Annotated in this window: 23 protein-coding genes; 17 read left to right on the plus strand and 6 right to left on the minus strand. The window is 58.4% G+C overall.

Annotated elements, in window-relative coordinates; genetic code table 11:
• Position 1: 1 nt before the first annotated feature.
• From ACTH3D_RS00105 to ACTH3D_RS00175, 15 genes are all read left to right on the plus strand, one after another.
• On the plus strand, positions 2 to 490 hold the full coding sequence (locus ACTH3D_RS00105) for an OmpH family outer membrane protein (protein ID WP_441663981.1): 489 nt from the start codon (positions 2 to 4) through the stop codon (positions 488 to 490).
• A gap of 31 nt (positions 491 to 521) precedes the next feature.
• Entirely contained in the window at positions 522 to 1,559 is a 1,038-nt protein-coding gene (gene lpxD / locus ACTH3D_RS00110; RefSeq protein WP_441663983.1) for a UDP-3-O-(3-hydroxymyristoyl)glucosamine N-acyltransferase, read from the plus strand.
• A 167-nt stretch (positions 1,560 to 1,726) separates the two neighbouring features.
• Positions 1,727 to 2,170, plus strand: a complete 444-nt coding sequence (fabZ, locus tag ACTH3D_RS00115; protein ID WP_441663985.1) for a 3-hydroxyacyl-ACP dehydratase FabZ — start codon at positions 1,727 to 1,729, stop codon at positions 2,168 to 2,170.
• Positions 2,167 to 2,934 carry an acyl-ACP--UDP-N-acetylglucosamine O-acyltransferase gene (gene lpxA / locus ACTH3D_RS00120; protein ID WP_441663987.1) on the plus strand — a complete coding sequence of 256 codons (768 nt, stop codon included), beginning with the start codon at positions 2,167 to 2,169 and terminating at the stop codon, positions 2,932 to 2,934. The genes fabZ and lpxA overlap by 4 nt, the downstream gene beginning before the upstream one ends.
• Before the next feature lie 8 nt (positions 2,935 to 2,942).
• Positions 2,943 to 4,163, plus strand: coding sequence for a lipid-A-disaccharide synthase (lpxB, locus tag ACTH3D_RS00125; protein WP_441663989.1), 1,221 nt, complete (start codon positions 2,943 to 2,945; stop codon positions 4,161 to 4,163).
• Positions 4,163 to 4,768, plus strand: a complete 606-nt coding sequence (gene rnhB / locus ACTH3D_RS00130; protein WP_441663991.1) for a ribonuclease HII — start codon at positions 4,163 to 4,165, stop codon at positions 4,766 to 4,768. Before lpxB ends, rnhB begins: the two co-directional genes overlap by 1 nt.
• Before the next feature lie 122 nt (positions 4,769 to 4,890).
• Positions 4,891 to 8,391 carry a DNA polymerase III subunit alpha gene (gene dnaE, locus ACTH3D_RS00135; protein WP_441663993.1) on the plus strand — a complete coding sequence of 1,167 codons (3,501 nt, stop codon included), beginning with the start codon at positions 4,891 to 4,893 and terminating at the stop codon, positions 8,389 to 8,391.
• 110 nt (positions 8,392 to 8,501) lie between these two features.
• Complete coding sequence (gene accA, locus ACTH3D_RS00140; protein WP_441663995.1) at positions 8,502 to 9,452, plus strand: acetyl-CoA carboxylase carboxyl transferase subunit alpha; 951 nt, start codon at positions 8,502 to 8,504, stop codon at positions 9,450 to 9,452.
• Positions 9,439 to 10,782: a tRNA lysidine(34) synthetase TilS gene (tilS, locus tag ACTH3D_RS00145; RefSeq protein WP_441663997.1), complete on the plus strand. Its 1,344-nt coding sequence runs from the start codon at positions 9,439 to 9,441 to the stop codon at positions 10,780 to 10,782. Before accA ends, tilS begins: the two co-directional genes overlap by 14 nt.
• Before the next feature lie 368 nt (positions 10,783 to 11,150).
• Positions 11,151 to 12,410: a transcription termination factor Rho gene (rho, locus tag ACTH3D_RS00150; protein ID WP_441664107.1), complete on the plus strand. Its 1,260-nt coding sequence runs from the start codon at positions 11,151 to 11,153 to the stop codon at positions 12,408 to 12,410.
• Positions 12,411 to 12,497: 87 nt separating this feature from the next.
• Complete coding sequence (gene ubiD / locus ACTH3D_RS00155) at positions 12,498 to 14,027, plus strand: 4-hydroxy-3-polyprenylbenzoate decarboxylase (RefSeq protein WP_441663999.1); 1,530 nt, start codon at positions 12,498 to 12,500, stop codon at positions 14,025 to 14,027.
• Positions 14,024 to 14,794, plus strand: coding sequence for an NAD(P)H-flavin reductase (locus ACTH3D_RS00160; protein WP_441664001.1), 771 nt, complete (start codon positions 14,024 to 14,026; stop codon positions 14,792 to 14,794). Before ubiD ends, ACTH3D_RS00160 begins: the two co-directional genes overlap by 4 nt.
• Positions 14,795 to 14,908: 114 nt before the next feature.
• Complete coding sequence (locus ACTH3D_RS00165; protein WP_441664003.1) at positions 14,909 to 15,034, plus strand: hypothetical protein; 126 nt, start codon at positions 14,909 to 14,911, stop codon at positions 15,032 to 15,034.
• 515 nt (positions 15,035 to 15,549) lie between these two features.
• The gene (locus tag ACTH3D_RS00170) at positions 15,550 to 16,632 is read left to right on the plus strand and encodes a 3-deoxy-7-phosphoheptulonate synthase (protein ID WP_441664005.1); all 1,083 of its coding nucleotides are present in this window, start codon (positions 15,550 to 15,552) and stop codon (positions 16,630 to 16,632) included.
• A 21-nt stretch (positions 16,633 to 16,653) separates the two neighbouring features.
• A complete protein-coding gene (locus tag ACTH3D_RS00175) occupies positions 16,654 to 17,076 on the plus strand; it encodes a DUF3087 family protein (RefSeq protein ID WP_441664007.1) in 423 nt (140 codons plus the stop codon).
• Between the two features lie 3 nt (positions 17,077 to 17,079).
• On the opposite strand, the gene hemB is transcribed toward ACTH3D_RS00175, so the two are convergent.
• The 6 genes from hemB to ACTH3D_RS00205 form a co-directional block, all read right to left on the minus strand.
• Complete coding sequence (hemB, locus tag ACTH3D_RS00180; RefSeq protein ID WP_441664109.1) at positions 17,080 to 18,078, minus strand: porphobilinogen synthase; 999 nt, start codon at positions 18,076 to 18,078, stop codon at positions 17,080 to 17,082.
• A 297-nt stretch (positions 18,079 to 18,375) separates the two neighbouring features.
• Positions 18,376 to 19,242 (minus strand): glycine betaine ABC transporter substrate-binding protein, encoded by an 867-nt coding sequence (locus ACTH3D_RS00185; protein ID WP_441664009.1) that lies wholly within the window; start codon positions 19,240 to 19,242, stop codon positions 18,376 to 18,378.
• A gap of 79 nt (positions 19,243 to 19,321) precedes the next feature.
• Complete coding sequence (locus ACTH3D_RS00190) at positions 19,322 to 20,155, minus strand: ABC transporter permease (RefSeq protein WP_441664111.1); 834 nt, start codon at positions 20,153 to 20,155, stop codon at positions 19,322 to 19,324.
• A gap of 5 nt (positions 20,156 to 20,160) precedes the next feature.
• Positions 20,161 to 21,375: a quaternary amine ABC transporter ATP-binding protein gene (locus ACTH3D_RS00195; protein WP_441664011.1), complete on the minus strand. Its 1,215-nt coding sequence runs from the start codon at positions 21,373 to 21,375 to the stop codon at positions 20,161 to 20,163.
• Between the two features lie 273 nt (positions 21,376 to 21,648).
• Complete coding sequence (locus ACTH3D_RS00200; protein ID WP_441664013.1) at positions 21,649 to 22,524, minus strand: AEC family transporter; 876 nt, start codon at positions 22,522 to 22,524, stop codon at positions 21,649 to 21,651.
• A 220-nt stretch (positions 22,525 to 22,744) separates the two neighbouring features.
• Positions 22,745 to 23,314, minus strand: coding sequence for a PRC-barrel domain-containing protein (locus ACTH3D_RS00205; RefSeq protein ID WP_441664015.1), 570 nt, complete (start codon positions 23,312 to 23,314; stop codon positions 22,745 to 22,747).
• 286 nt (positions 23,315 to 23,600) lie between these two features.
• Here ACTH3D_RS00205 and lhgO point away from each other — a divergent pair, with 286 nt between their 5' ends.
• Positions 23,601 to 24,800, plus strand: a complete 1,200-nt coding sequence (gene lhgO, locus ACTH3D_RS00210) for an L-2-hydroxyglutarate oxidase (protein ID WP_441664017.1) — start codon at positions 23,601 to 23,603, stop codon at positions 24,798 to 24,800.
• A gap of 197 nt (positions 24,801 to 24,997) precedes the next feature.
• Positions 24,998 to 25,960, plus strand: coding sequence for a TAXI family TRAP transporter solute-binding subunit (locus tag ACTH3D_RS00215; protein WP_441664019.1), 963 nt, complete (start codon positions 24,998 to 25,000; stop codon positions 25,958 to 25,960).

Here is a 25,960-nt window from a genome sequence, read left to right on the forward strand (position 1 = left end):
CATGCGTAAGTTGACGGCAGTTATTTGCCTTGCCTTGCTGGGTGCGATTGTCCAGCCAGCAATGGCCGCGGAAGTGGCCACTCTCGACTGGCGTAAGGCGCTGATGGATACCAGCGCCGCCAAGCAGTCGACCAACCAGTTCCGTAATCAGACCAGCGGTAGCCAGCAAGAAGTGGAAAGACTGGGCTCCGAGTTGGAAAGCATGCAACAGCGCTTCCAGAGCACTCAGCCAGGCGAAGCTGACGTCCAGGAATTCCAGCGTAAGGCTCAGCGTTTCGATGAGCTGCGTATTGAGATTCTTGAAGCAAGACAGCAAGCGGAAGAGCGCTTCCTGCAAAGCGCTGAAAGTAAGATGAACCAGGCCGTCCAGCAGGTCATCGACCGTCACGGTATCGATGTGCTGGTTGACACGGAAGGTGTGCTGAGCAGCAACCAGCAGTTGCCTGATATGACAACCGAAGTGACACAGATCATCGAGTCGCTCAACTAAGCGGTAGCTGATGAGAGGACAGCGGCGTCCTATGAAACATGATTCCCTGTGCCTGACGCTGGCAGATATTGCTGAGCATCTGGGGGCCACACTTGAAGGCGACGGTAAGCGTCGTGTGCGCGGGGTGGCAACGCTCAAGGATGCCGGGCCTGATCAGATAGCCTTTATGTCCAACCGCGCCTATCTCAAGGATCTGGCGGGTACGCGGGCTGCGGCAGTGTTACTCCATCCTCAGTACATTGCCGACTGTCCGGTCGACTCACTGGCATTGGATAATCCCTATCTGGGGTATGCTGATCTGTCGCTGTTGCTGGCCCCGCAGCTGGGCATCGATGAACCGGGTATTCATCCCGGCGCGACAGTGGCGAAAGATGCAGTGCTGGGTAAGAGTGTGTGCATTGGTCCCAATGCGGTGATTGAACGCGGCGCTGAGCTGGGTGATGGCGTCGTGGTCGGACCTGGCTGTGTGATTGGTGCCGGATGCAAAATTGGTGCTAGCTCGCGGCTGCATGCCAACGTCACGCTTTACCACGGTGTCATTGTGGGGAAACGGGCCATTTTGCATAGCGGCTGTGTAATTGGTGGTGATGGCTTCGGCTTTGCCCACGACGGGGAAAAGTGGCATAAGATTGCTCAGCTGGGCGGCGTTGTACTGGGTGATGACGTTGAAGTTGGAAGCTGTACTAGCATTGACCGCGGCGCCCTGGACGACACCCTGATCGGCAATGACGTGAAGATTGACAGCCAGGTGCAGATTGCCCACAACGTACGGATCGGTGACCACAGCGCACTGGCCGGCTGTGTCGGCATTGCAGGATCCACCAAGGTGGGCCGGCATTGCATGCTGGGCGGTGGTGTGGGTTTGTCCGGGCACCTGACGATTGCCGATGGTGTCCAGGTAACCGGCATGACCCTGGTAACCAACTCGATTCCCGAGCCCGGCGTTTATTCATCAGGGACCGGCACGATGGCCAATGCTCAGTGGCGGCGCAATGCAGTACGTTTCAAGCAGCTAGATGACATGGCGCGTCGGTTGAAGCGCCTGGAAAAAGAAATTAACAACACCTGATCTCACAGTGATTAGGTGCTCCTGTAGTTACTGTGGCCGTCCACCGCGGTAGTCGGTGTACATGTTCTGACGTCAGCGTATGGGGCGTCAGTTTGGGCTTTTTATAGTCAGTGCCTGGCGTTCAGGTTCAGGCATCGGGCGCTCAGTCATTTTTCGAGGTTGTAACGATGGTAATGGATATCAATGAAATTCGAGAGTACCTGCCGCATCGCTATCCGTTTCTGCTAGTGGATCGGGTAACGGAGCTGGTGCTCGGCGAGTCCATCGTAGCCTACAAGAATGTCAGTATTAACGAGCCTTTTTTCAACGGACATTTTCCGCATCATCCGATCATGCCAGGGGTGCTGTTGGTTGAAGCCATGGCACAGGCGTGTGGCATCCTCGGTTTCAAAACTGTCAACAAGCTACCTGCCGATGGTTATGTCTACTATCTGGTAGGGAGTGACAATGTGCGCTTCAAGCGCCCAGTGATGCCAGGTGACCGGCTTGAGCTGCGTGCTGATGTCATCCGCGAGAAGCGCGGCATCTGGAAGTTTGCCTGCCGCGCCAGCGTAGACGGCGAACTGGCCTGTGAGGCGGAAATCATCTGTGCCGAGAGGAAGGTCGCTTGATCCACCCAACGGCCATTGTAGATCCTGACGCTCGGCTTGCCGATGGCGTCGAGGTTGGCGCCTTCACGGTGATCGGCCCCGGTGTCGAGATAGGCGCCGGGTCGCGTATCAACTCCCACGTGGTGATTAAGGGCACTACTGTGCTGGGTAAGCGCACGCGTATTTTCCAGTTTGCATCGGTCGGGGAGGACTGCCAGGATAAGAAATACGCCGGTGAGCCTACCCGGTTGGTGCTAGGTGATGACAACGTGATCCGCGAAGGCGTCACGCTGCACCGGGGCACTGTCCAGGACCGGGCTGAGACTACGATCGGTTCCCGAAACCTGTTCATGGCCTATGTTCACGTCGGGCACGATTGCGTGATTGGCGACGACTGCATACTGGCCAACCAGGTTACTTTGGCCGGCCACGTCAAACTCGGCAATTTTTCCATTGTTGGCGGCCTGTCGGCGATTCACCAGTTCTGTCACTTCGGTGAGTACGCCATGGCTGGCGGTGGCTCGATCATCACCAAGGACACACCAGCGTTCGTAATGATCAACGGCAACCCGGCTCGCACCCATGGCTTAAACCTGGTCGGCCTGCGCCGCCGGGGCTTTAGCAGTGATTCAATCCGCGCGCTCAGCGACGCTTATCGGCTGGTCTATCGTCAGGGGCTGACCACCGAGCAGGCTATCAGTGAAGTCCGTGCCCGGTATTCGCTGGCTGAAACGGAAACGTTCCTGGCCTCCATTGAGGCCTCGACTCGCGGCATCATTCGCTGAGGCCGACCATGCGTGTGTATTTGGTGGCCGGCGAACTGTCCGGCGACATCCTCGGGGCTGGTCTGATGCGTGCTATCAGCGCGCGCCATCCCGAGGCAGAGTTTCGCGGCATCGGCGGGCCGCGCATGGCAGCTGAAGGCCTACACAGCCTGTATCCGCTGGAGACCCTGTCGGTGATGGGCCTGGTCGAAGTAATCAGACATCTGCCGCGTCTGATTAGTGTGCGTCGCCACCTGCGTCGCGACGCCTTGGCTTGGCAGCCCGATATCATGGTCGGCATCGATGCGCCGGACTTTAATCTAGGTCTAGAGCGGCAGCTGCGCGAGGCCGGGATTACCACCGCCCATTATGTCAGCCCGTCTGTGTGGGCCTGGCGGCAGGGCCGGGTTAAAGGTATTGCCCGCTCGGTGGATGCCATGCTCACCTTTCTGCCGTTCGAAGCGGCTTTCTATGCGCGCCATCAGGTGCCGGTGGCCTTTGTCGGTCACCCGCTGGCTGACGAATTGCCGCTGGTCAACGATCGGGCCGGTGCGAGGGCTGAGTTGGGGCTCGATGCCGATGCTCAGGTGCTGGCCCTGCTGCCGGGGTCCCGGGCCAGCGAGATCCGTTTTCTGGGCGAGACATTTTTTGATGCTGCTGAACGGCTGTGCCGTGAGCGCGAAGAGCTGCAGGTGATTGTGCCAGCGGCCACGCCTGAGCGGCGCACCCAGCTCAATGCCATGCTCGACGAGTACCCTGCGCTGGCTGGGCGGTTGCTGCTGGTGGATGGTCGCTCCTGGCAGGTCATGGAGGCCGCTGATGTAGTGCTGCTGGCCTCGGGCACGGCGGCGCTGGAAGCCATGTTGTGCCATCGTGCCATGCTGGTGGCCTATCGCATGGCGCCAGCGACCTACTGGTTGGCCCGTCGGCTGGTTAAGACCGAATGGATCTCGCTGCCCAACCTGATCGCCCGCGAAACACTGGTGCCCGAACTGATCCAGGAGGCCGCCAGTGCCGAGGCGATTGCCGTCGGTCTTGGCGGCCTCCTGGATGACATCGAGGCCCGTGCCGCATTAGAAGCCCGCTTTGCCGCCATGCACGCTGAGCTGCGCCGGGATGCTAGTCGGCGCGCTTGTGAGGCCATTGAAGCTCTGGTTGCCGGTGAAACGCTGCCGCCAAGTGTCCGTGCTGATAACCCGGTGGGGCATCGTAGGCCAGGTCAGAGCGAGCCTGATCAGGAGCAGCGCTGATGAGTGCGCCAGACTTTCCGCCGCTGGTCATCAACTATCATGGCAATCTGCTTGCAGGCGTCGATGAGGTAGGGCGTGGGCCGCTGGTTGGCTCCGTCGTGGCGGCGGCAGTCATTCTCGACCCGCAGCGGCCCATTGACGGGCTGACCGACTCCAAGAAGCTGTCGCCAAAACGGCGTGCAGCGCTGGCGCTTCAGATTCGCGAGCGGGCCCTGGCGTTTGCAGTTGCCGAGGCTACGGCGCAGGAAATTGATGCCGTGAATATCTTCCAGGCCACGCACCTGGCCATGCGCCGCGCCATTGATGGACTGTCGCCAGCAGCCGAATATCTGTTGGTGGATGGCAATCGTCTGCCCGGGCATGCTGTGCCGGGGCAGGCAGTCGTCAAGGGAGATCTGCGTCACTCAGCCATCAGCGCGGCCTCTATTCTGGCCAAGGTGGCCCGGGACACCGATATGCTGGCGCTGGACGCCAGGCATCCCGATTATGGTTTCGCCCGCCACAAGGGTTATCCGACCCGTGAGCACCTGGCAGCACTGGAAAAGTTTGGCCCGCTGCCGGAGCATCGGCGCAGTTTTGCACCGCTCAAGCGCTGGCTGGTCTAGTCTCAGGCTTGCCGGTCTTATCATCAGGTCGCGCCCAGTAGTGCGGCACCTTGTATGTGGTCGACATATACCCTGGACTGTTTCTTGCCAGGTTATCTTTTTTCTGTCAAAACGAGTTCGCCATGACACCCCCGTTTGTTCATCTGCGCGTACACAGCGAATTTTCATTGGTCGATGGCCTGGTGCGTCTCAAACCGCTGGTCAAGACGGCGTTGGCCCTCGGGGTCCCGGCCCTGACACTGACCGATGAGACGAACCTTTTCGGGCTGGTCAAATTCTATCGTGGCACTCAGTCTGCAGGGCTCAAGCCGATCATCGGCAGCGATCTGTGGCTGGCTAACGTCCATGATGCAGCGCGCCCCTATCGCCTTACCCTGTTGGCGATGAACAACACCGGTTATCGTAATCTCACTGAGCTGATTTCGCGCGGCTGGATGGAAGGGCAGCAGGGTGGGCGCACGCTACTGCAGCGTGACTGGGTGCTGGCCCAGAGTGAAGGCCTGATTGTGTTGTCTGGTGGGCGCGAAGGTGACGTGGGCCGTCATCTGCTCGGCGATCATCCAGTGGAAGCCCGGGAGCTGCTGGATCAGTGGAAAGCGGCCTTTCCCGGACGCTATTACCTGGAGTTGACCCGTACCGGTCGGCCGCTGGAAGAAGACTGTGTGCACCTCTCGGTGGCGTTGGCGGAGCAGACCGGTACGCCAGTGGTGGCAACTAACGATGTGCGCTTTCTTGAGCGCGACGACTACTGGGCGCATGAAACCCGGGTGGCCATCGGTGAAGGTAGGGCGCTGGACGACCCGCGCCGTGAGCGCCGCTATAGCGAGGAGCAGTACTTTAAGTCGCCCCAGGAAATGGCCGAGTTGTTTGCCGATATCCCTGAAGCCCTGGAAAATAGCCTGATGATTGCCTCGCGCTGCAGCGTGGATGTGCGGCTGGGTGAGATCTTCTTGCCTGACTTCGGCATTCCCGAAGGAATGACGCTTGACGAATATTTCCGCCAGGTGTCGTACCAGGGGCTCGACGAGCGCCTCGACGTGCTGTTTCCGGTGTCCGAGTATCCGCGGGACGGTCAACAGTATGCCGAGATCGAAGCGCGCTATCGCGAACGGCTTGATTTTGAACTCAATGTCATCATCCAGATGGGGTTTCCCGGCTACTTCCTGATCGTGATGGACTTCATTCAGTGGGCCAAGGATAACCGTGTACCGGTGGGGCCGGGACGGGGCTCCGGTGCTGGTTCGTTGGTGGCCTACGCCCAGAAGATCACTGATCTGGATCCCATCGGCTACGATCTGCTGTTTGAACGCTTCCTCAACCCCGAGCGGGTCTCAATGCCTGACTTTGACGTCGACTTCTGCATGGAGAAGCGCGACAGCGTGATTGAGTACGTGGCCGAGCGTTACGGGCGCGATGCAGTGTCCCAGATCGTCACCTTCGGCACGATGGCTGCCAAGGCCGTGGTGCGCGATGTGGCGCGCGCCCAGGGTAAGCCGTATTCGCTGGGCGATAAACTGTCCAAACTGATTCCTTTCGAGGTCGGTATGACGTTAGCCAAGGCTATCGAAGCTGAACCTGCACTCAAGGAGTTCATCAACGACGACGAGGAAGCCGAAGAAATCTGGGAGATGGCGCTCAAGCTTGAGGGCACTACCCGGGGCACCGGTAAGCACGCGGGCGGGGTAGTGATTGCACCGACCCGGCTGACCGATTTTGCGCCGTTGCTGTGCGATGAAGACGGCTCAGGGCTAGTGGTGCAATTCGATAAGGATGACATCGAAGAGGCTGGGCTGGTCAAGTTCGACTTTCTCGGCCTGCGCACCCTGACTATCATCGACTGGGCGTTGGAAATGGTCGACAAGGTGCGAGCCACCGAAGGCCTGCCGTCGCTGAATATCGACGCCATCCCGCTGGACGACGCCGCGACCTTCGAGATGCTCAAAAAGGCCGATACCACGGCGGTCTTCCAGCTCGAATCCCGGGGTATGAAGGAGTTGATCAAGCGCCTGCAGCCTGACTCGCTGGATGACATGATCGCGCTGGTGGCATTGTTTCGTCCCGGTCCGCTGCAGTCGGGCATGGTTGACGACTTTATTAATCGCAAGCACGGCCGCGCTGAGGTGGCCTATCCGCACCCGGAATATCAGCACGAGCTGCTTAAGCCGGTACTCGAGCCCACCTATGGCATTATCCTGTATCAGGAACAGGTCATGCAGATTGCCCAGGTGATGGCCGGATATTCGCTGGGCCAGGCAGACATGCTGCGCCGCGCCATGGGTAAGAAGAAACCCGAGGAAATGGCCAAGCAGCGTGCCGGCTTTATGGAAGGCTGCGAGGCCAACGGCATCAGCAGGGAGCTGTCAGGCAACCTGTTCGACTTGGTAGAGAAATTCGCCGGCTACGGCTTCAACAAGTCGCACTCGGCAGCCTACGCACTGGTTTCCTACCAGACCGCCTGGCTCAAGACACATTACCCCGGCCCGTTCATGGCGGCAGTAATGTCTACCGAGATGGACAACCTCGACAAGGTCGTTCCGCTGATCGAGGATTGTCGTCGACTCAACCTGACGGTGACGCCGCCTGATGTGAACGTCGGTGGCTACAAGTTCACGGTCGATGACCAGGCCCGGGTGGTTTACGGTCTGGGGGCCATTCGCGGCGTGGGCGAGGGGCCAATCGGCGCCATCGTCGAGGCCCGTGAGGCGGGCGGACCATTCAGCGACCTGTTTGATTTCTGCCGGCGTTTAGACCCCAGGCGCATGAACAAGCGCACCTTGGAAGCGCTGATCCGCTCCGGTGCACTGGATAATTTGGGGCCGAGCCGGGCGATTCTTGCCGCGGCGACAGCCGATGCGCTCAAGGCGGCCTCTCAGGCGCAGACTAACCAGAACATCGGCATGGTGGACATGTTTGGCGATGCCTTCGTCGAGCAGGAAACGGGCGAACTCTACGCGCCCTATGGCGACGTGCGCGACTGGAGCGACAAGCAGCGGTTGTCCGGCGAGAAAGACACCCTGGGGTTGTATCTGACCGGTCACCCCATCGATGAATACGAGAGTGAACTAGCACGCTTTGTTTCGACGCGCATCAGCGACCTCAAGCCCTCTCGGGAGTCGCAGCGGGTTGCCGGGCTGGTGGTCGGTATGCGCACCATGAAGTCCAAGCGCGGTGACACCATGGCATTTCTCACCTTGGATGACCGCACAGGGCGCATCGAGGCATCGCTGTTTGGCGAAATGTTTGAGGCCATGCGTGGCCGCTTGGAAGGCGACCAGGTGCTAATCGTTGAAGGCGAGGTGTCTAGCGATGACTATTCCGGCGGTTTGCGGTTGCGCGGCAAGGACGTGACCCCCATGGTGGATGCTCGCGCACGGTTCGGCGATGCGGTGGAAGTCTCGCTGGATGGCAGTCAGGTAAATGGCAAGCTGGTGGAGCAGCTGCGCGATAGCCTGACACCGCACTTGAGCGAAGCAGGGCTGCCAGTGCGACTGCGCTACCGCAACGCCCAGGCCGGCGGCTGGATGACGTTAGCCAATGCGTGGAAGGTCATGCCTGCCGATGAGCTGTTGTTGGCCCTGAATGAGGTGCAGGGTCAGGACGGTGTTCGGCTGAAGTACCGGTGATGAGCTAGCGCGGAAGATAGTACCTGCCTTGCGCAGGATTTCAGGGGTGCGATAATGCCCGTATTCTATGCGTAATCGGTCGCTATCGGCCGCTTTGACAAGGTTAGCCCATGAATCCCAATTTTCTAGACTTCGAACAGCCAATTGCCGAGTTGCAGGCCAAGATCGAGGAGCTGCGCCTTGTCGGACATGACAGCCAGGTCAACCTGAGCGACGAGATTGTCCGGCTCGAGGGCAAGAGCCGCAAGCTGACCGAGTCTATTTTCAAGGACCTGACGCCCTGGCAGGTGTCGCAGCTCTCGCGACATCCTCAGCGCCCCTACACTCTGGACTACCTGGAGCACCTGTTCAGCGATTTTGATGAGCTGCACGGTGACCGGCTGTACGCTGACGATGCGGCCATTGTCGGCGGTGTAGCGCGCCTCGATGATCGCCCAGTGATGGTGATCGGCCATCAGAAGGGCCGTGAGGTTAAAGAGAAGGTGCGTCGTAACTTCGGTATGCCCCGCCCGGAAGGCTACCGCAAGGCCTGCCGTCTGATGGAGATGGCTGAGCGCTTTCGCATGCCGATTCTGACCTTCATCGATACCCCCGGTGCTTACCCTGGCATCGGTGCCGAGGAGCGTGGCCAGTCCGAGGCCATTGCCCATAACCTGGCGGTGATGTCGCGTCTCAAGACCCCGATCATCTCCACGGTGATCGGGGAGGGCGGCTCTGGCGGGGCGCTGGCCATTGGTGTGTGTGACGAGCTGGTCATGCTGCAGTACTCGACCTATGCGGTTATTTCGCCCGAAGGTTGCGCGTCAATTCTGTGGAAGAGCGCCGACAAAGCCTCTGAGGCTGCCCAGGCCATGGGGATTACCGCGGAGCGGCTCAAGGAGCTAGGTTTTGTCGATAGCCTGGTGGCTGAGCCGCTGGGCGGCGCGCATCGCGACCCCTTTCAGACTGCGCAGCGTATCAAGCAGGTGCTGCTGACGAGCCTTGAGCGTCTCGATGCGCTGGATGAAGACAGCCTGCTCGAGCAGCGCTATAAGCGCCTGATGAGCTATGGCGCCCCCTAGTAACGCCGGCTCTTCCTTGCAGGCTCTGATCGATGACGCCCTGGCTGATACTGCGCCGGGGCGTTGTGTCTGGGTCGCGCTCTCCGGTGGGCTGGACTCCGCCTTGCTGCTGAGCCTGGCTGCCGATGCCTGTCGCCGTCATCCCCGCTCGTTGTTTGCCCTGCACATCCACCACGGCCTGCAAGCTGCCAATGATGACTTTGAGCGCCACTGCCGCTGGCTGTGTTCTCGTCTCGGGGTGCCGCTTTTTGTTGAGTATGTTGATGTCAATAGCGCGGGCGGTGATGGTATAGAAGCCACTGCCCGCCGTGCCCGCTACGCCGCTTTTGCGCGCCATGTCAGATGTGGCGAGACGCTGTGGTTGGCCCAGCATCAAGATGACCAGGCCGAAACCTTCCTGTTGGCGGCGCTGCGCGGCAGCGGCCCGGCAGGGCTGGCCGCCATGCCACGGCGCAGAAATTTTTCCGGCATCCTCATGGAGCGCCCGCTGCTCAGCGTAGCCTTGCCGCGGCTGGAGGCTGAAGCGCAATGCCGGGGGCTCGCCTGGATCAATGATCCGACCAATGCCGAGCTGCAATTCGATCGCAACTATGTGCGTCATAAGGTGCTGGGCGCGTTGGAAGCACGTTGGCCCCATGCTCGAGCGTCGCTGGCGCGCAGCGCCGAGCTTGCTGGTGAGACAGGCGGGTTGCTGGATGAGCTGGCAGATACTGACCTGGCTCGCCTTGGTGGCGAGCCTCAACAGCTGGCAGTCAAAGAGTTGCTGCAGCTGTCTGAGCCGCGCTGCCGTTTGTTGATTCGCCGTTGCCTGACACATCTCGGGCTGGCACGGCCTCCGGCGCGTCGACTGGCAACGCTGATGGCTCAGTTGTCTAGCCGTGACGGTGCTGAGGTACAGGTAAACTGGCCCGGTGGCGAGGCGCGGTTGTGGCGTGACAGGCTGTTTCTTATGACACCACCGTTGGTGTTGGACGACGGCTGGCAGGCCATGTGGTGCGGCCACAAGGCGTTGCCGACGCCGCTGGGCAGGCTGCAGCGCAGGCTGGCGCCTGACACTGGGCAGGCGGTCAGCTTGCAGGTTTGTGCTCGGCGCGGCGGAGAAGTGTTTCAGCTGGCAGGCCGTGGGCGGCGCGACCTCAAGCGCTTGTTGCAGGAGCACGGGCTGCCCCCTTGGCAGCGCAAGCAGCTGCTGGTGGTTTGGCATGAGGGTGTTGCCGTGGCAGCCGGTCTGCTAGGCGGAGAGTGGCTGGTGCTGGCGCAGGGCTGGCATGAGCCACCGGGGCAGCCTGACGGGCAAGCAGGTAGTGAAGTGGATGGATCTTGTCGCTAAGCTGTCGATCTGGCTTGCGTTTGTCTGCGTCCTTGTCTACTATCGAGTCGTTCGCATGTTCCGAATGCTTTCCGATTGCAGCGTTAATGCTTGCTGCAATCTTTCCAAGTCGTCAGTACGCCCAAACTATCAGCTCTTGACCCCGACCTCAGGCTTCGGCCCCTGGTCAGCGAAAAGCACCTGTCCTCCTCATTGCCTTGCCGGCTGCCTTTGCATGTAGCCCGCCCATCAGGCATATCAGCAAATTGCGTGGAGTGGCAGCCGATTCGGGCACTGAACGCATTTCTCCTCGCGGCGTTACCGCCTCAATATCTGTCTCTCGTGGCGTAGTACTGCCCGGTTTTTATGAGCAACTTCCGAACACACCGATGAATCTTACCGAACTCAAGCAAAATTCCGTACCAGAGCTTCTCGAAATTGCCCGTGAAATGGGCGTCGATAACATGGCGCGGTCCCGTAAGCAGGACATCATCTTCGGCATTCTCAAGAAGCACGCCCGTAGTGGCGAGGCGATCTATGGCGATGGTGTGCTGGAGATACTCCAGGATGGTTTTGGCTTCCTGCGCAGTGCCGACAGTTCCTATCTGGCCGGGCCTGATGACATCTATGTCTCGCCCTCCCAGATCCGGCGCTTCAACCTGCGCAAGGGTGACTCGATTTCCGGAAAGATTCGTCCGCCCAAGGATGGTGAGCGCTATTTTGCGCTGCTCAAGGTCAGCCAGATTAACTTTGAGAAGCCCGAGAATGCCAAGCATAAGATCCTGTTTGAAAACCTGACGCCGCTGTTCCCCCAGGAACGCATGCGCATGCAGCTCGGCAACGGCTCCACCGAGGATCTGACCACCCGTATCATCGATCTTGCTGCGCCGATTGGCAAAGGCCAGCGCGGCCTGATCGTCTCGCCACCCAAGGCGGGTAAAACGCTGATGCTGCAGAGCATTGCTACCTCGATCACCCGAAACAATCCTGAGTGTCATCTGATCGTGCTGCTGATTGACGAGCGGCCCGAGGAGGTGACCGAGATGTCGCGGACCGTGCGCGGTGAGGTCGTCGCCTCGACTTTCGATGAGCCGCCGGCACGTCATGTGCAGGTTGCCGAGATGGTCATCGAGAAAGCCAAGCGGCTGGTCGAACACAAAAAAGACGTGGTGATCCTGCTCGATTCCATCACGCGTCTGGCACGTGCATACAACACAGTGGTGCCGTCTTCCGGCAAAGTGCTGACCGGTGGTGTTGACGCCCATGCTCTCGAGAAGCCAAAGCGCTTCTTTGGTGCGGCGCGTAACATTGAGGAGGGTGGCAGTCTGACGATTATCGCCACCGCCCTGGTCGATACCGGCTCGAAGATGGATGAAGTGATCTACGAAGAGTTCAAGGGCACCGGCAACATGGAAGCCCACTTGGATCGCAAGCTTGCCGAGCGTCGCGTCTATCCGGCAATGAATATCCGTCGTTCCGGCACACGTCGCGAAGACCTGATTGCCTCAGAGGATGAGATGCAGCGCATGTGGATTCTGCGTAAGCTGCTTAACCCCATGGATGACGTTGCTGCCACGGAGTTCCTGATCGACCGCTTGAAAGACACCAAAACAAATTTGGAGTTCTTCGAGGCAATGAAGCGGCGTTGATCGAACCCTGCTGCGCTCACAGCGCAGCAACCACAAGGGGCGGCATGCTATGCTGCCCTTTTTTCTGTTCGGGAAATGGGAAGCCGAGTGAAATACAAGGATCTGCGTGACTTTATCGCGGCGTTGGAGGCGCGGAGAGAGCTCGTGCGCGTCACCGCTGAGGTCGATCCCTACCTTGAGATCACCGAGATCTGCGACCGCACCCTGCGCGCCGGTGGTCCGGCGTTGCTGTTCGAAAACGTCAAAGGCCATGACATGCCGCTGCTGGGCAACCTGTTCGGTACGCCGAAGCGGGTAGCGTTGGGCATGGGACAAGAGTCGGTCGGGGCGCTTCGTGAGGTGGGCGAATTGCTGGCGTTTCTCAAGGAGCCGGAGCCACCTAAGGGCTTTCGCGATGCCATGGACAAGCTGCCGATCTATCGACAGGTAATGAGCATGAGCCCCAAGGTACTGCGCCGCGCGCCAGTACAAGAGGTCGTGCTGGAAGGCGATGACGTCGATCTGGACCGGCTGCCGATTCAGCACTGCTGGCCCGGCGATGCCGCGCCACTGGTGACCTGGCCGCTGGTGATCACTCGTGGTCCTCACAAGAAGCGTCAGAACTTGGGTATCTATCGACAGCAGAAGTTGACGAAGAACCGCCTGATCATGCGCTGGTTGTCCCATCGCGGTGGGGCGCTGGACTATCAGGAGTTCCGCCGTCTACATCCCGAGCAGCCCTATCCGGTAGCTGTAGCTCTGGGCGCTGATCCGGCGACCATTCTCGGTGCCGTCACGCCAGTGCCGGACAGCCTTTCTGAATACGCCTTTGCTGGCTTGCTGCGCGGCTCACGCACTGAACTGGTGCGTTGTGGCCATGTGGATCTGGACGTGCCGGCGTCTGCCGAAATCATCCTCGAGGGCTTTATCTACCCCGACGATACCGCGCCAGAAGGGCCTTATGGTGATCACACCGGCTACTATAACGAGATTGAAGAGTTTCCGGTGTTTACCGTGACCCGCATGACCATGCGCCGCGACGCCATCTATCACTCGACCTATACCGGGCGGCCGCCGGATGAGCCCGCGGTGCTGGGCTTGGCGCTCAATGAAGTCTTCGTGCCCATTCTGCGCCGTCAGTTTCCCGAGATCGTCGACTTCTATCTGCCCCCCGAAGGCTGCTCCTACCGCATGGCGGTGGTGACCATGAAAAAGCAGTATCCCGGCCATGCCAAGCGGGTGATGATGGGCGTGTGGAGTTTCCTGCGTCAGTTCATGTACACCAAGTTCGTGGTGGTATGTGATGACGACATCAATGCGCGTGATTGGAAGGATGTGATTTGGGCGATCACGACGCGCATGGATCCAGCCCGGGACACCCTGTTGGTCGAGCATACGCCCATCGACTACTTGGACTTTGCCTCACCCACGGCGGGGCTTGGTTCCAAGATGGGCATGGACGCCACCAACAAGTGGCCTGGCGAAACCGACCGTGAATGGGGCGAGCCCATCGTGATGGATGAAGCGGTCACAGCCCGGGTAACGCAGCGCTGGGACGAACTGGGTATTGATCTGGGTCCAGCGGAACAAACCGGCACCAGCTCGGCTCTGGTCGAAAACAATAGGAGCGACACATGAGTTCATGCACCCTGACCTGCCGGGTGGCTGAAGTGGAAGATCTGACGTCTGATGTCATGGGCGTGCGCCTGGAAGGGCGTTCTGAGGCCATGGTTCATGAAGCCGGCCAGTATCTTGAGCTTAAGCTCGATGAGGACACCTGGGTGCCGTTCTCGATTGCTAGTGCACCCAGCGGTGATGGTGTACTGGAGCTTCACATCCAGCATTGGCCAGAGCGCCGCAACACCGCACGGTTGCGTGAGATGCTGATTGAGGCGCGCCAGGTGATGGTGCACTTGCCGGGGGGGGACTGTTTACTTGACCCCGACAGCCGTCGGCCGCTGCTGCTGGTGGGTGCCGGTACCGGCTACGCGCAGATGAAAGCGTTGGCCGAAGCGGCGCTGCGTGAAGACCCCCAACGTCGTATCGAACTTTGGTGGGCGGCTCGTGAGCGGCGCGACCTGTATCTGGAATCGCTGCCACGCGAGTGGGCGGCGCAGTATCCTGGCGTACACTTTCACGGTGTCAGCGAACTTGGTATGCACGCCGATTTTGATGATGAGGCGGTAACGGGACATCAGGGGCGGATTGATCAGGCGCTGGCAAGTCAGCTCGATGATGTGTCGGCTTATGATGTCTATCTGTGCGGGTCGCCGGGCATGGTGTATGCCTGTGTCGATGTGCTCGCTTCGTTGGGCCTACGTCCGAACCGGGTATTTTCCGATGTGTTTGCCTATGCCCCGCGTGACCCGCTGGTGCCAGTGGTAGGAAATCTTTCCAGAAAATAGGGTTAAGGTTAAAGCAGAGGATAATGCGGCTGCAGACTTCCATTAACGTCGCTCAGCGGGCATTATATCCGCATAATATTCCGTTTCAGCCTGATGATCATGAGGGAAATAACGATGGCAGAACACAATGTCTCACAAGACAGCACCGGCATCATGATGGTTGTGCTATTTCTGCTGGCGCTGGTTTTCCTGGCATGTGCGCCAGCCGTCGCCAGGTTATACGTGTTACTCGGCGCCTGATCAGCAGTGAACACAGGAGAAGCCTTGTGAGACCAGACCGTTCCATGATCAACATGCTGTCCCATCCGGACGTTCACCGTTCGGGTGAGGGCGTGTGTTCCACATTGTCTGGTTATTGGTATGGCAACGACTTTAGCGCCGGTGTGCCGGCGGCCCTGTCCTGATACATCACCAGGAACACTGAGGTCGAAAGGCACACCCGACAGGGTTGCCTCTCCCAGAACCCCCGGACGGCAACCCCGCCCGGGGGTTTTTGTTTGTTGAGATTTTTATCGGGCGTTGTTTATCGAATACTGTTTAATGAATGACGGTAACATCAATGAATAGCATATCAAGGAGAGCAAACATGGCCGTAGCGTATATTGTGTCTGACATCGAGTATCTGTCGGTGAGCACTTATTATTATTTCGGCTGGCGATTTAGCGACGCGCGGTCGGCTCACGTTGCCACCTCCGACCGTAGCACCTGTGGTGGCAAGACCCCCCACCGATGTAATCGCTCACGGAGATAACCCCATGAATGCTTCTCTTACTGTGGCTTGCCAATCCAGTAAAACAACCCACACAGCACGCCAGAGAACTGCTTCCGGTTTGCCGGTGTCCTTACCTGCTCCCGCTCAACTGCACCAGCGTCTGCCGGTGTCCGGCACACTTGCTGACCAGCTAGTGTCCCAGCGCCAGGCAATCCGCGATATTCTTGCCGGACACGATGACCGGTTGCTGGTCGTCGTGGGCCCTTGCTCGATTCATGATCCTACGTCGGCACTGGAATATGCCCAGCGGCTAGCGGAGCTGAGCGGAAAGATCAGCGATCGTATTCTGCCGGTGATGCGGGTCTATGTGGAAAAGCCACGCACTACGGTAGGTTGGAAAGGTCTTGCTTATGACCCAGCACTTGATGGCAGCGGCGATCTGGCGCGGGGAATCGAGCTCTCGCGGCGGCTAATGCGTGATGTCGCCATGCTTGGCCTGCCAGTGGCCACTGAACTGCTACAGCCGATGTTGGCGCCCTATCTCGATGATTTGTTGTCCTGGGTGGCCATCGGGGCGCGTACCACCGAGTCCCAGCCGCATCGCGAAATGGCCAGCGACTTGGCCGCGGTGGTGGGCTTCAAGAATGCCACCAGTGGAGACCTTCAGGTAGCGGTTGATGCCATGCAGGCGGCCGCCCATCCGCATCAGCACATTGCGCTTGGCTATGAAGGCTTGCCTGAAGTCAGACAGACCCGCGGAAATGCATATACCCACGTGGTGTTGCGTGGAGGACATGACGAGCCTAACTATCAAGCGCACTGGGTTTCCGCCGCCCGTAAGGTGCTGCTGGATGCCGGTCAGAACCCGCGGCTGATGGTCGACTGCAGTCACGCTAACGCCCGCAAGGATCATCGTCGCCAGAGCGAGGTCATGCTCGATGTGCTGGCCCAGCGTGAAGCCGGCAATGCTGATCTGGTCGGGCTGATGCTGGAAAGTCACTTGAATGAAGGCAAGCAGCCACTGGTGCCGGGACAGCTGCGCCATGGTGTATCAGTGACCGATGCCTGCATCGGTTGGGAGACCACGGAGCATCTGCTGCTGAGTGCGGCGGAGCGGCTACGGTAAGATTCAGCATAAGGAACTTTGATGGCCTTTTACTTCGAGGACCATGAGCCCGAGCGTTACCGTCGCCTTACGCGACTGGTGGGCATGGCCATGGCAGCCATGCTGATCGTGTTTAGCCTGATCTTCACCCAGCTGCGTCATAAAGCGTGGATGGAGCCGATCAGCTACAGCTGGCGTCTTAAGCAGCGATTGTCGCGGGTCAGTGGTTATCTACCGGCGCTGCGTCGGGGGCTTGAAGAGCGTGATCCCAGCGCACTTACTGTGCTGAGCTTCTATCATCAGGGCATGGCCCAGCTGACCACTCTTGACGGGCGGGCCATGGACGATGCCACTGAGTTGCTCGCCGAGCGCCAGCAGGTCAGGTTGGCACGGCTTGAGCTGGGGCTCAGCGAGCGTGTTGAGGGCCTGAGTGATGCAGACCTAGCTAGATTTAAGCGCGGCTGAGGCTTATTTCGCCAGTAGCTGGGCTGCGCGCTTGGCGAAGTAGGTCAGCACGCCATCGGCACCGGCGCGCTTGAAGCACATCAGCGATTCAAGCATCACACCATCAGCATCCAGCCAGCCGTTTTCGAAGGCTGCCATGTGCATAGCGTATTCTCCGCTGACCTGATAGGCGTAGGTCGGCACCCTGAACTCATCTTTCACGCGGCGCACCACGTCCAGGTATGGCATGCCGGGCTTGACCATCACCATGTCGGCACCTTCGGCCAGGTCCATGGCTACCTCGTGCAGGGCTTCATCGCCGTTGGCCGGGTCCATCTGGTAGGTGGCCTTGTCAGCCTTGCCAAGGTTGCTGGCAGAGCCCACGGCATCGCGGAAGGGGCCGTAGTAGCGCGAGGCGTACTTGGCGCTGTAAGCCATGATACGGGTATTGTGCAGTCCTTCGCCTTCCAGCACCTCACGTATCGAGCCGATGCGGCCGTCCATCATGTCCGAAGGGGCCACGATGTCGACACCGGCCTCGGCATGCGACAGCGCCTGCTTGATCAGCGTTTCTACAGTGCGGTCGTTCTGGACATAGCCGTCATCGTCGAGAATACCGTCCTGCCCATGGCTGGTGTAGGGATCGAGCGCCACGTCGGTCATGATGCCAAGTTCAGGCACAGCGTCCTTGAGCGCGCGGGCAGCACGCTGGATCAAACCATTGGCGTTGTAGGATTCTTCGGCAAGCTCGCTTTTCAGCGCGGTATCAATCACCGGGAACAACGCTAGCAGTGGGATACCCAGGGCTTGGGCTTCGCGTGCTTCCTCAATCAGTAGGTCTAGCGACAAGCGCTCGACCCCGGGCATGGAAGGCACCGCCTGGCGTGTATTCTCTCCTTCCAGCACAAACACCGGCCAGATCAGGTCGGCGGCCGTCAGGGTGTGCTCGCGCATCATGCGGCGCGAAAAGTCGTCGCGCCGCATACGGCGCATACGCATGGCAGGGAACTGGCGAGATGACATGAAACTCAAGATATTATCTCCAAAAGATATTTCACAAATACTTGCAAAGAGCGCTGCCTGTATCTTTTTGACAGAGGGCTTTCAACATCCTGGCTTTCAAAGGCCTTGGTTGTTGGCGGGGAATAACCACAGCCTCGTGAGCAGGCAGGAAGACCGCGTTCGATCACGTCCGTTATTATATCAGTGTTGTCGACACGCAGGTCTGCACGCTTGTCGCAGGGTGTCAGCAACGCAAACGGGGAAGGCCATTGGCCCTCCCCGTGGGTTGATGCGTTGCGCCAACAGTTCACAAAGTGCTCAGTTCTGCGGCAGCCACTGCTGGACGATATCCTGGTTCTCATCGACCCACTTCCTGGCAGCTTCATCAGGATCGCCGCCTTCTTCCTGCATGAGCATGACTTCGCCCATCAGTTCGGTATCCCATTTGAAGTTGCTGAGGATCTCATAAGCTTCAGGCATGTCTTCCTCAAGCCCCTGGCGGGTGATGGTATGGATCTGTTCAGCACCACCATAGGTTTCTTTGGGGTCATCGAGGAATTTCAGGTCCCAGCGAGCGAACATCCAGTGTGGAGTCCAGCCGGTGACGGCAATGTCTTCCTCGTTATTGATGGCAGACTTGAGCGCTGCAGTCATGGTCGCGCCGCTGCCGCTGACCAGACTGTAGTCTAGATCATAGTCGGTGATAACGTCTTCAGTCAGTCGCATGACGCCAGCACCAGGATCAATGCCGGTAATTTTGCCATCGAAGTCGTCCACGTACTCGTTGAGCTCATCGATGGAACCCGCTTCGGTATAGGCAGGCACGACCATGCCAAGCTTGGCGCCCTCCAGGCTGATGCCGGCATCGACGACGTCATCTTTCAGCTTGGCGTAGTAATCTTCATGCGTGACCGGCAGCCAGCCAGCCAACAGGACATCGGTATCACCTGAAGCGACCGACTGCCACATGGCGGCTGCGGACAGGGAAGAGGTTTCGACGTCAAAGCCAGCTTGTTCAAGCACAGCCTGCATCACTGAAGTGGATGCCACGGTTGACGCCCACTCGACATAAGCGATATGTACGCTGCCTTTGTCCTGGGCTTGAGCGGTTCCGGCAAGAGCCACGCCCGCGGCAAGTGCAACGCCAGCAAGACGGATACGACGGTTCAGAAGATGCTGCTTCATCAGTTTTCCCTTCCCTTTTTTCATGTACACCGATTCACTCTGACGGCATCCCCTTGCAGTTTCAAGGGGCACGGCTGGCTCAGGATGTGCGCTTCTTGCGCAGAGACTGGGTGATACGGTCCAGCAACATGGCCAGAATGACCACGGCAATACCGGCTTCAAAACCGTCGCCCGGGCGCAGACGCTGGATGGCGCGCCATACTTCACTGCCAAGGCCGTCGGCGCCGATCATGGCGGCAATAACCACCATGGAAAGTGCCAACATGATGGTCTGGTTGATGCCGGCCATCACGGTAGGCAGCGACATGGGCAGTTGCACCTTGAAAAGCTTTTGGTTGCGGGTTGCACCATAAGCATCAGATGCTTCGATTAGCTCCACTGGCACCTGGCGAATGCCCAAGGTAGTGAAGCGGATGGCCGGTGGCATGGAAAAGATCACGGTGGCAAAAATCGCTGATGTCGAGCCGATACCAAAGAATGGAATGGCCGGGATCAGGTACACGAACGCCGGCATGGTCTGCATGAAATCCAGCATCGGCATGATGAGCTTGTAAAGCCGTTCCGACAGCGCTGCCGCAATACCTACTGGCAGGGCGATAACCACAGCGACCAAGGTGGCAATGACCACCAGTGTCAGCGTTTCTATCATCGGCAGCCACAGGCCCATGTTCCAGATCAGGGCCAGCCCGGCAATAGCGCCAATGGCCAGGCGAATGCCTGAAACCGACCAACAAATTCCAGCAATGATCGCCAGCAGCGCCCAGGGAGGAAGCCAGATCAGCACGTCGTTAAGGGCATCGATTGCTGTCACGGTAAAACTTGCAAAGCCACGAGTGACGCCTGAAAACTCTGTGGTCAGCCAGTCCAGGCCGGTTTCTATCCAGTCACCCAGCGGGATACGGGGAATGTCGATAGCCATTAGCTGTTGTCTCCTGCCTGTGCCTGTGCCAGCTCGTCGAGTACGGCGCCTTTGACGACCACGCCGATCAGACGCTTTTCGTCATCCACTACCGCAATCGGAAAGCTCTTTTCGGTAAACATGGCGAACAGGTTCTGCATTGGTTCATCACGCCCCACCGAGCGGAAGTCCTGGGTCATGATGTGCTTGATATCGTCTTTACCTTCCTGTGCGGCGCGCTCGAGCGCGTCGATTTCAACCAGGCCCAGCAGGTTGCGGTTGCGCGACGTGACGTAGATGGAGTCAATAGCGTTTTCACTCATCTTACGCAGGGTGGTGCGTGGGCCATCGCTCTCGCGAGCCGTGGCTCGCACTGGGCGCATGGCGTGCTCGGCGGTCAGTATCCGCGACATGTCCACCCCTTCTACAAAGCGGCGCACATAATCGTCTGCCGGTTTGGTCAAGATCTCTTCCGGGGTGCCGATCTGCACCACTTCGCCATCCTTGAGCAGCACGATGCGATCCCCGATGTTGATGGCTTCGTCAAGATCATGGGTAATGAAAACGGTGGTCTTCTGGGTGCGGTGCTGCAGTTCCTGCAGTTCCTGCTGCATGTCGCCACGAATCAGCGGATCCAGTGCCGAGAAGGCTTCGTCCATCAGCAGCACCGATGCATCGTTGGCCAGTGCCCTGGCCAGGCCGACACGCTGTTGCATGCCGCCCGAAAGCTGGTTGGGGTAGGCGTCTTCCCAGCCTTCCAGGCCTACCTGTTTGAGTGTCTTGAATGCCGTGTCGCGGCGCGTCTGTTTGTCAATGCCGCGAATTTCCAGACCGAACTCAGCGTTCTGCTGCACGGTGCGGTGGGGAAACAACGCAAAATTCTGGAATACCATGGAGAAGTGACGGCGACGGGCTTCCAGCAGCTCCTTGTCGCTCAGGCTGGGAATATTTTCGCCATCAATGACAATTTCGCCTTCGGTAGGCTCTATCAGCCGGTTCAAGCAGCGGATCAGTGTGGATTTACCTGAACCGGATAGCCCCATGATGACCAGTAGCTCGCCTTCGTAGACATCGAAGTTGATGTTGGAAAGGCCCAAGGTTTGCCCGGTTTTTTCAAGTATTTCGGGACGCTTCAGCCCTTCATCACGTAGCTTCAGTGCTTTCTTGGGGTCGCTGCCGAAAACCTTACTCAGGTTGCGAACCCGAATTTTCACGTTTCGCTGATTATCTTCCATTGGCGTTGCCTTTGATCGGGCTTCTGGTTCGGTAAGTGACTCACACTGAGCGGAGCGGCTTGACGAGTCGATAGTCGTTTGCAGGTTAGCCATATAAGACCGTGGACAGTGGAAAGGTTTTTACCCTACCTATTATTGAACGATCATTCAAACTCCTTTGTTAAGCAATGTGACAGTACAACGGCATCAAAATAGCGAAAAAGTCGTTGAAAAATGGCGATCGGGATTATCGCTGTGCGCCGCATCGGGCTGATGAAGGAACCACTGGAGCCGCTACATAAGAATAGCCAGAAGAATAGGCAGGTAGACCAGTGCCAGTAGCGTAGAGCAGAACACCAGGCTGGCCACGTACTCAGGCTCACACTGTGAGCGTTGGGCAAACAAGTAATTGAACACTGCCACGGGCATGCTCATCTGCAGAATGAGAATGGCTTGGGCCATGGGTGGCAGGCCGAGCAGGGTACTGATGACCCAGGTCACGCAGGCGGCTATGGGAATGCGTATCAGGCTGAATACCAGTCCTGAGCGTAGACTTTTGACCTGGATGCTGGCCAGTGACACGCCCAGAGTGATAAGCATCAGCGGTACGGTAAAGCCGGAAATCAGGTCCAGCGTGTTGGTCATCCAAAGCGGCAAGGCCGTGTCGGTCAGCATCAACGCCAGTGAGATGACCACGGCGTAGATCGTCGGTGTGGTGGCCAGCGCCTTTAGCGGGTTGCCACGCTCGGTCAGAATCGTTCCCAGGGTGAACTGGAAGAGCGCCACGGTGACCATGACCGTGATGCCAACGGCAAACCCCGTGGTGCCGAAGGCGTAGAGTACTACCGGTAGTCCCATGTTGCCGGTATTGGGATACATCATTGGCGCCAGCAGCACACGCCAGCTGTGGCCCAGTAGGCGGGTGACGATAAAAGTGGCCGCGGCCATGGTGATCAGTACCAGTGCCGTGGCCAGCATGATACGCACGAAGGTGTCTGGCTGTATATCGGCGCTGGCAAGTGACGCCAGCACTAGCGACGGCGTGCCAATGTTGAACACCAGACGAGTCACGAAGGCGACGGGGTAATCATGGCCCATTCGTATCCAGCCAAAGCCCAGTCCGGCGCCGGCCAGCACTGGTGCCATGACGGCGAACAACTCCGCCAGCATGCGTGTCTCCTTGGGGTTATGGCTTGAGGTTATGACGATTATTTCGCGGCGGGTAGAAGACTAACCATCAATAGTGAGGGTTGCCAGTTAATTAGCTGTGGAAGCTTATCAAAACAGCTGCCCCCTGTGGCAGACAAGGTTGGCACAGGGGGCAGTTAAGCGATGGGTAGGGTGGGTAAGCGCTATGGGTGGGGCAGAAAAGCCGTACCGTAGAGAGGCTTTACTTCGTCTCAGCCTTGTCGCCAGAAGGCTTGAGTGCCTCTTCGGCACGTTCAAGCACATCAGCAGTGGCTTCACGGGTATTATCCCAGGCGCTGGACGCACCTTCTTTGGTCTTTTCCCAGGCGTTCTGCGCACGTTTTCTGGCGTCGTTCCACCAAGTGTCGGTATAGGCTGGCTGCTCGGTGATGTCCTGCTCGTTAAGGTTGACCACAATCCGGTATTCAAGATCGTCGAGATTATTGCTGTTCATGGTTTCGACGCTGAAGTTGCCGGTCTCGATGACGTACTGCTTTTCACCCAGATCAAGCAGGTTGCCGGTTTCAATGACCACGGCGTGAACCTGCATGTTGTCATCAAGCAGGATATCTTCTACTTCTCCAATCGACTTGGAACCATCGGCGCTGGTATAGACATCGGCATCAAGCAGTTCGTCAGCGGAATACAGGCCCTGAAGGTCTGCCTGGGCTGTTGCGGCGAGACTCATGCCTGCTGCTAGCAGGGCGGCGGCCAGTGTAGAAAGCCGTGCCTTACTTGGTGCTTTGTTTCCGGAATTCTTGTTCAGTAACATTGCAGTTCTCCGATTGCAGTCATTACTCCTGGAGTGTGTTCACAGCACCGTCATTGGTGTGTGACTACCGGATGGCCCGGGTTACCAGGTGTCCTTTTTTCTGAGTGCTCTGATGGTTAAGGGTTCCATGGACAACGCAAAAAAAACTGCTGACCGGCGTTGAGCCTGTTCACCTCCCTGACCCGCTCAATGACAAGACGTCAGTGAAAAACACCCTCTGCGATCATGCCTCGACGGAGTGTTTGGCAGTACACTTGAGGCATCTTCCAGCATCTGAAGGCAGCCGATGTACGATTTCATCATTATTGGCGGTGGCATCCTCGGGATGTCGACTGCTATGCAACTTAAGCAGGCCTACCCTGAACGCCGCATGCTGCTGGTCGAGAAGGAAGACGGCGCAGCGCGCCATCAGTCGGGGCATAACAGCGGGGTGATTCACGCCGGCGTTTACTACACGCCCGGTAGCCTGAAGGCCAAGTTCTGCTTGGCGGGCAATCGCGCCACCCGGGAGTTCTGCGATGCCCACGGGATTGCCTATGACATCTGCGGGAAGCTGCTCGTGGCCACTAGCGAGCTTGAAAGGCAGCGTATGCAGGCGCTGTGGGAACGTACTGAGGCCAACGGGCTGGAGCGGGAATGGCTGAGTGCTGACGCATTACGTGAGCGAGAGCCGAACATTACCGGTCTCGGCGGCATCCTGGTGCCCTCCAGCGGGATTGTCGACTACGCCGCTGTGACTCGGGCCATGGCCGCCGAGTTCGAGCGCATGGGCGGTGAGATCCGCTACTCTACGGAAGTTACTGCCATTGAAGAGCGCCGACAGGAGGTAATCGTGACCTCGCAGAGTGGCGATTTCAACAGTCGCTATCTGGTGACCTGCTCAGGACTGATGGCCGACCGGGTGGTGCGCATGCTTGGCAAGAAGCCGGGCTTTACCATCTGTCCATTCCGTGGCGAGTATTATCAGCTGTCCGAACAGCATAACCGGATAGTCAATCACTTGATCTACCCGATTCCCGACCCGTCGATGCCGTTTCTTGGCGTGCACCTGACGCGGATGATTGACGGTACCGTAACCGTCGGCCCCAATGCGGTGTTAGCACTCAAGCGCGAAGGCTATCGCCGTCGCGATATCTCACCGCGTGACCTGGTCGATATGTTGATCAACCCAGGTATTCTTAAAGTGTTGCAGACGAACCTGAAGCCCGGTCTGGCAGAGATGAAAAACTCGCTTTACAAGAAAGGTTATCTAGAGTTGGTCCGCAAATACTGTCCGAGCCTGACATTGGAAGACCTGAAGTCCTATCCGGCGGGTGTGCGTGCCCAGGCAGTGACACGTGACGGCAAGCTGGCGGACGACTTTTTGTTCGTCAACACACCACGTACCGTCAATGTGGGCAATGCACCTTCGCCGGCGGCGACTTCGGCACTGCCAATTGGTTCGCACATTGTTGCCAAGGTTAAGGAGCAGGTCGAAGCCGCGTAATGCTTTGTGAATGTCGATACTTTTGTATAATTAACTAAATATAAGGAAGCATCGATACTGGCCATGAAAAGAGCAAGGTTGGTTGCTCAACGATGGATCGTGGTAGCGTTAGCCTGAGCTGTGTTCTGATCCGCAGGTATTGACGGGTCTTCACAGCGACAAGTACAGCAATGTTTCACACGAAACGGAGAAGCCTCATGCAAGTGATCCGATATGCTTTGGCGGCAACAGCCATTGCCGTAGCCCCGCTGGCTGCGGCTGAACAGCAGCTTTCCATTGCCACTGGCGGTACTGGCGGTACCTACTATCCCTATGGCGGCGGCCTTGCCGAGCTGATCAACAAACACCTGGACGGCTATGATGCGGTGGCCGAGGTGACTGGCGCCTCCGTCGAGAACATGGGGTTGGTGTGGCGCGGCGATTCTGACGCTGCTCTGGCACTGGCTGATACGGTCTATCAGGCCTACCACGGCACCGATGATTTCGAAGGGCGCCAGCTAGATAATATTCGTGCCCTGGCGTCGATCTACCCCAACGCCCTGCAGTTGGTTACCCTTGAGGGTGCCGATATTGAATCGTTGCGTGACCTGGAGGGTATGAGAGTGTCCGTGGGCGCGCCGGGCAGCGGAACCGAACTTAACGTTCGTGCTCTGTTTGAATCCAACGGCATGACCTTTGAAGATATTGACGCTCAGCGGCTGAACTTCAATGAAACCGCTGATGCGCTGCGTGACGGCGACATTCTGGCTGGCTTCTGGAGTGTCGGCCCGCCCACCAGCTCGATCCTCAACCTTGCCACGACCCGCAACGTTACCCTGGTCAACCTCAACGAAGAGGAAATCAATAACGTCCTGGAAGAGGAGCCAGTGTTTGCTGCCTATGAGCTGCGCGCTGGCTTGTATGAGGGTATGGATGAGGCAGTGCAGACCATCGGTATTCCCAACGTACTGGTAGCCAGCAGCGAGATGGATGACGAGGTGGCCTACCAGATCACCAAGCTGCTGTTTGAGCGCACCAGTGAGCTGATTGACATTCACCCGGCGGCCAACGATACGACTGTCGAGTTTAGCGTCAACTCCACGCCGATTCCCTTCCACGCTGGCGCGCTGCGCTACTACGAAGAAGTCGGCGCAGAGGTGTCGGATAAGCAACGGGAGTGA

This window comes from Halomonas sp., assembly GCF_052095765.1.
Classification (GTDB): domain Bacteria; phylum Pseudomonadota; class Gammaproteobacteria; order Pseudomonadales; family Halomonadaceae; genus Halomonas.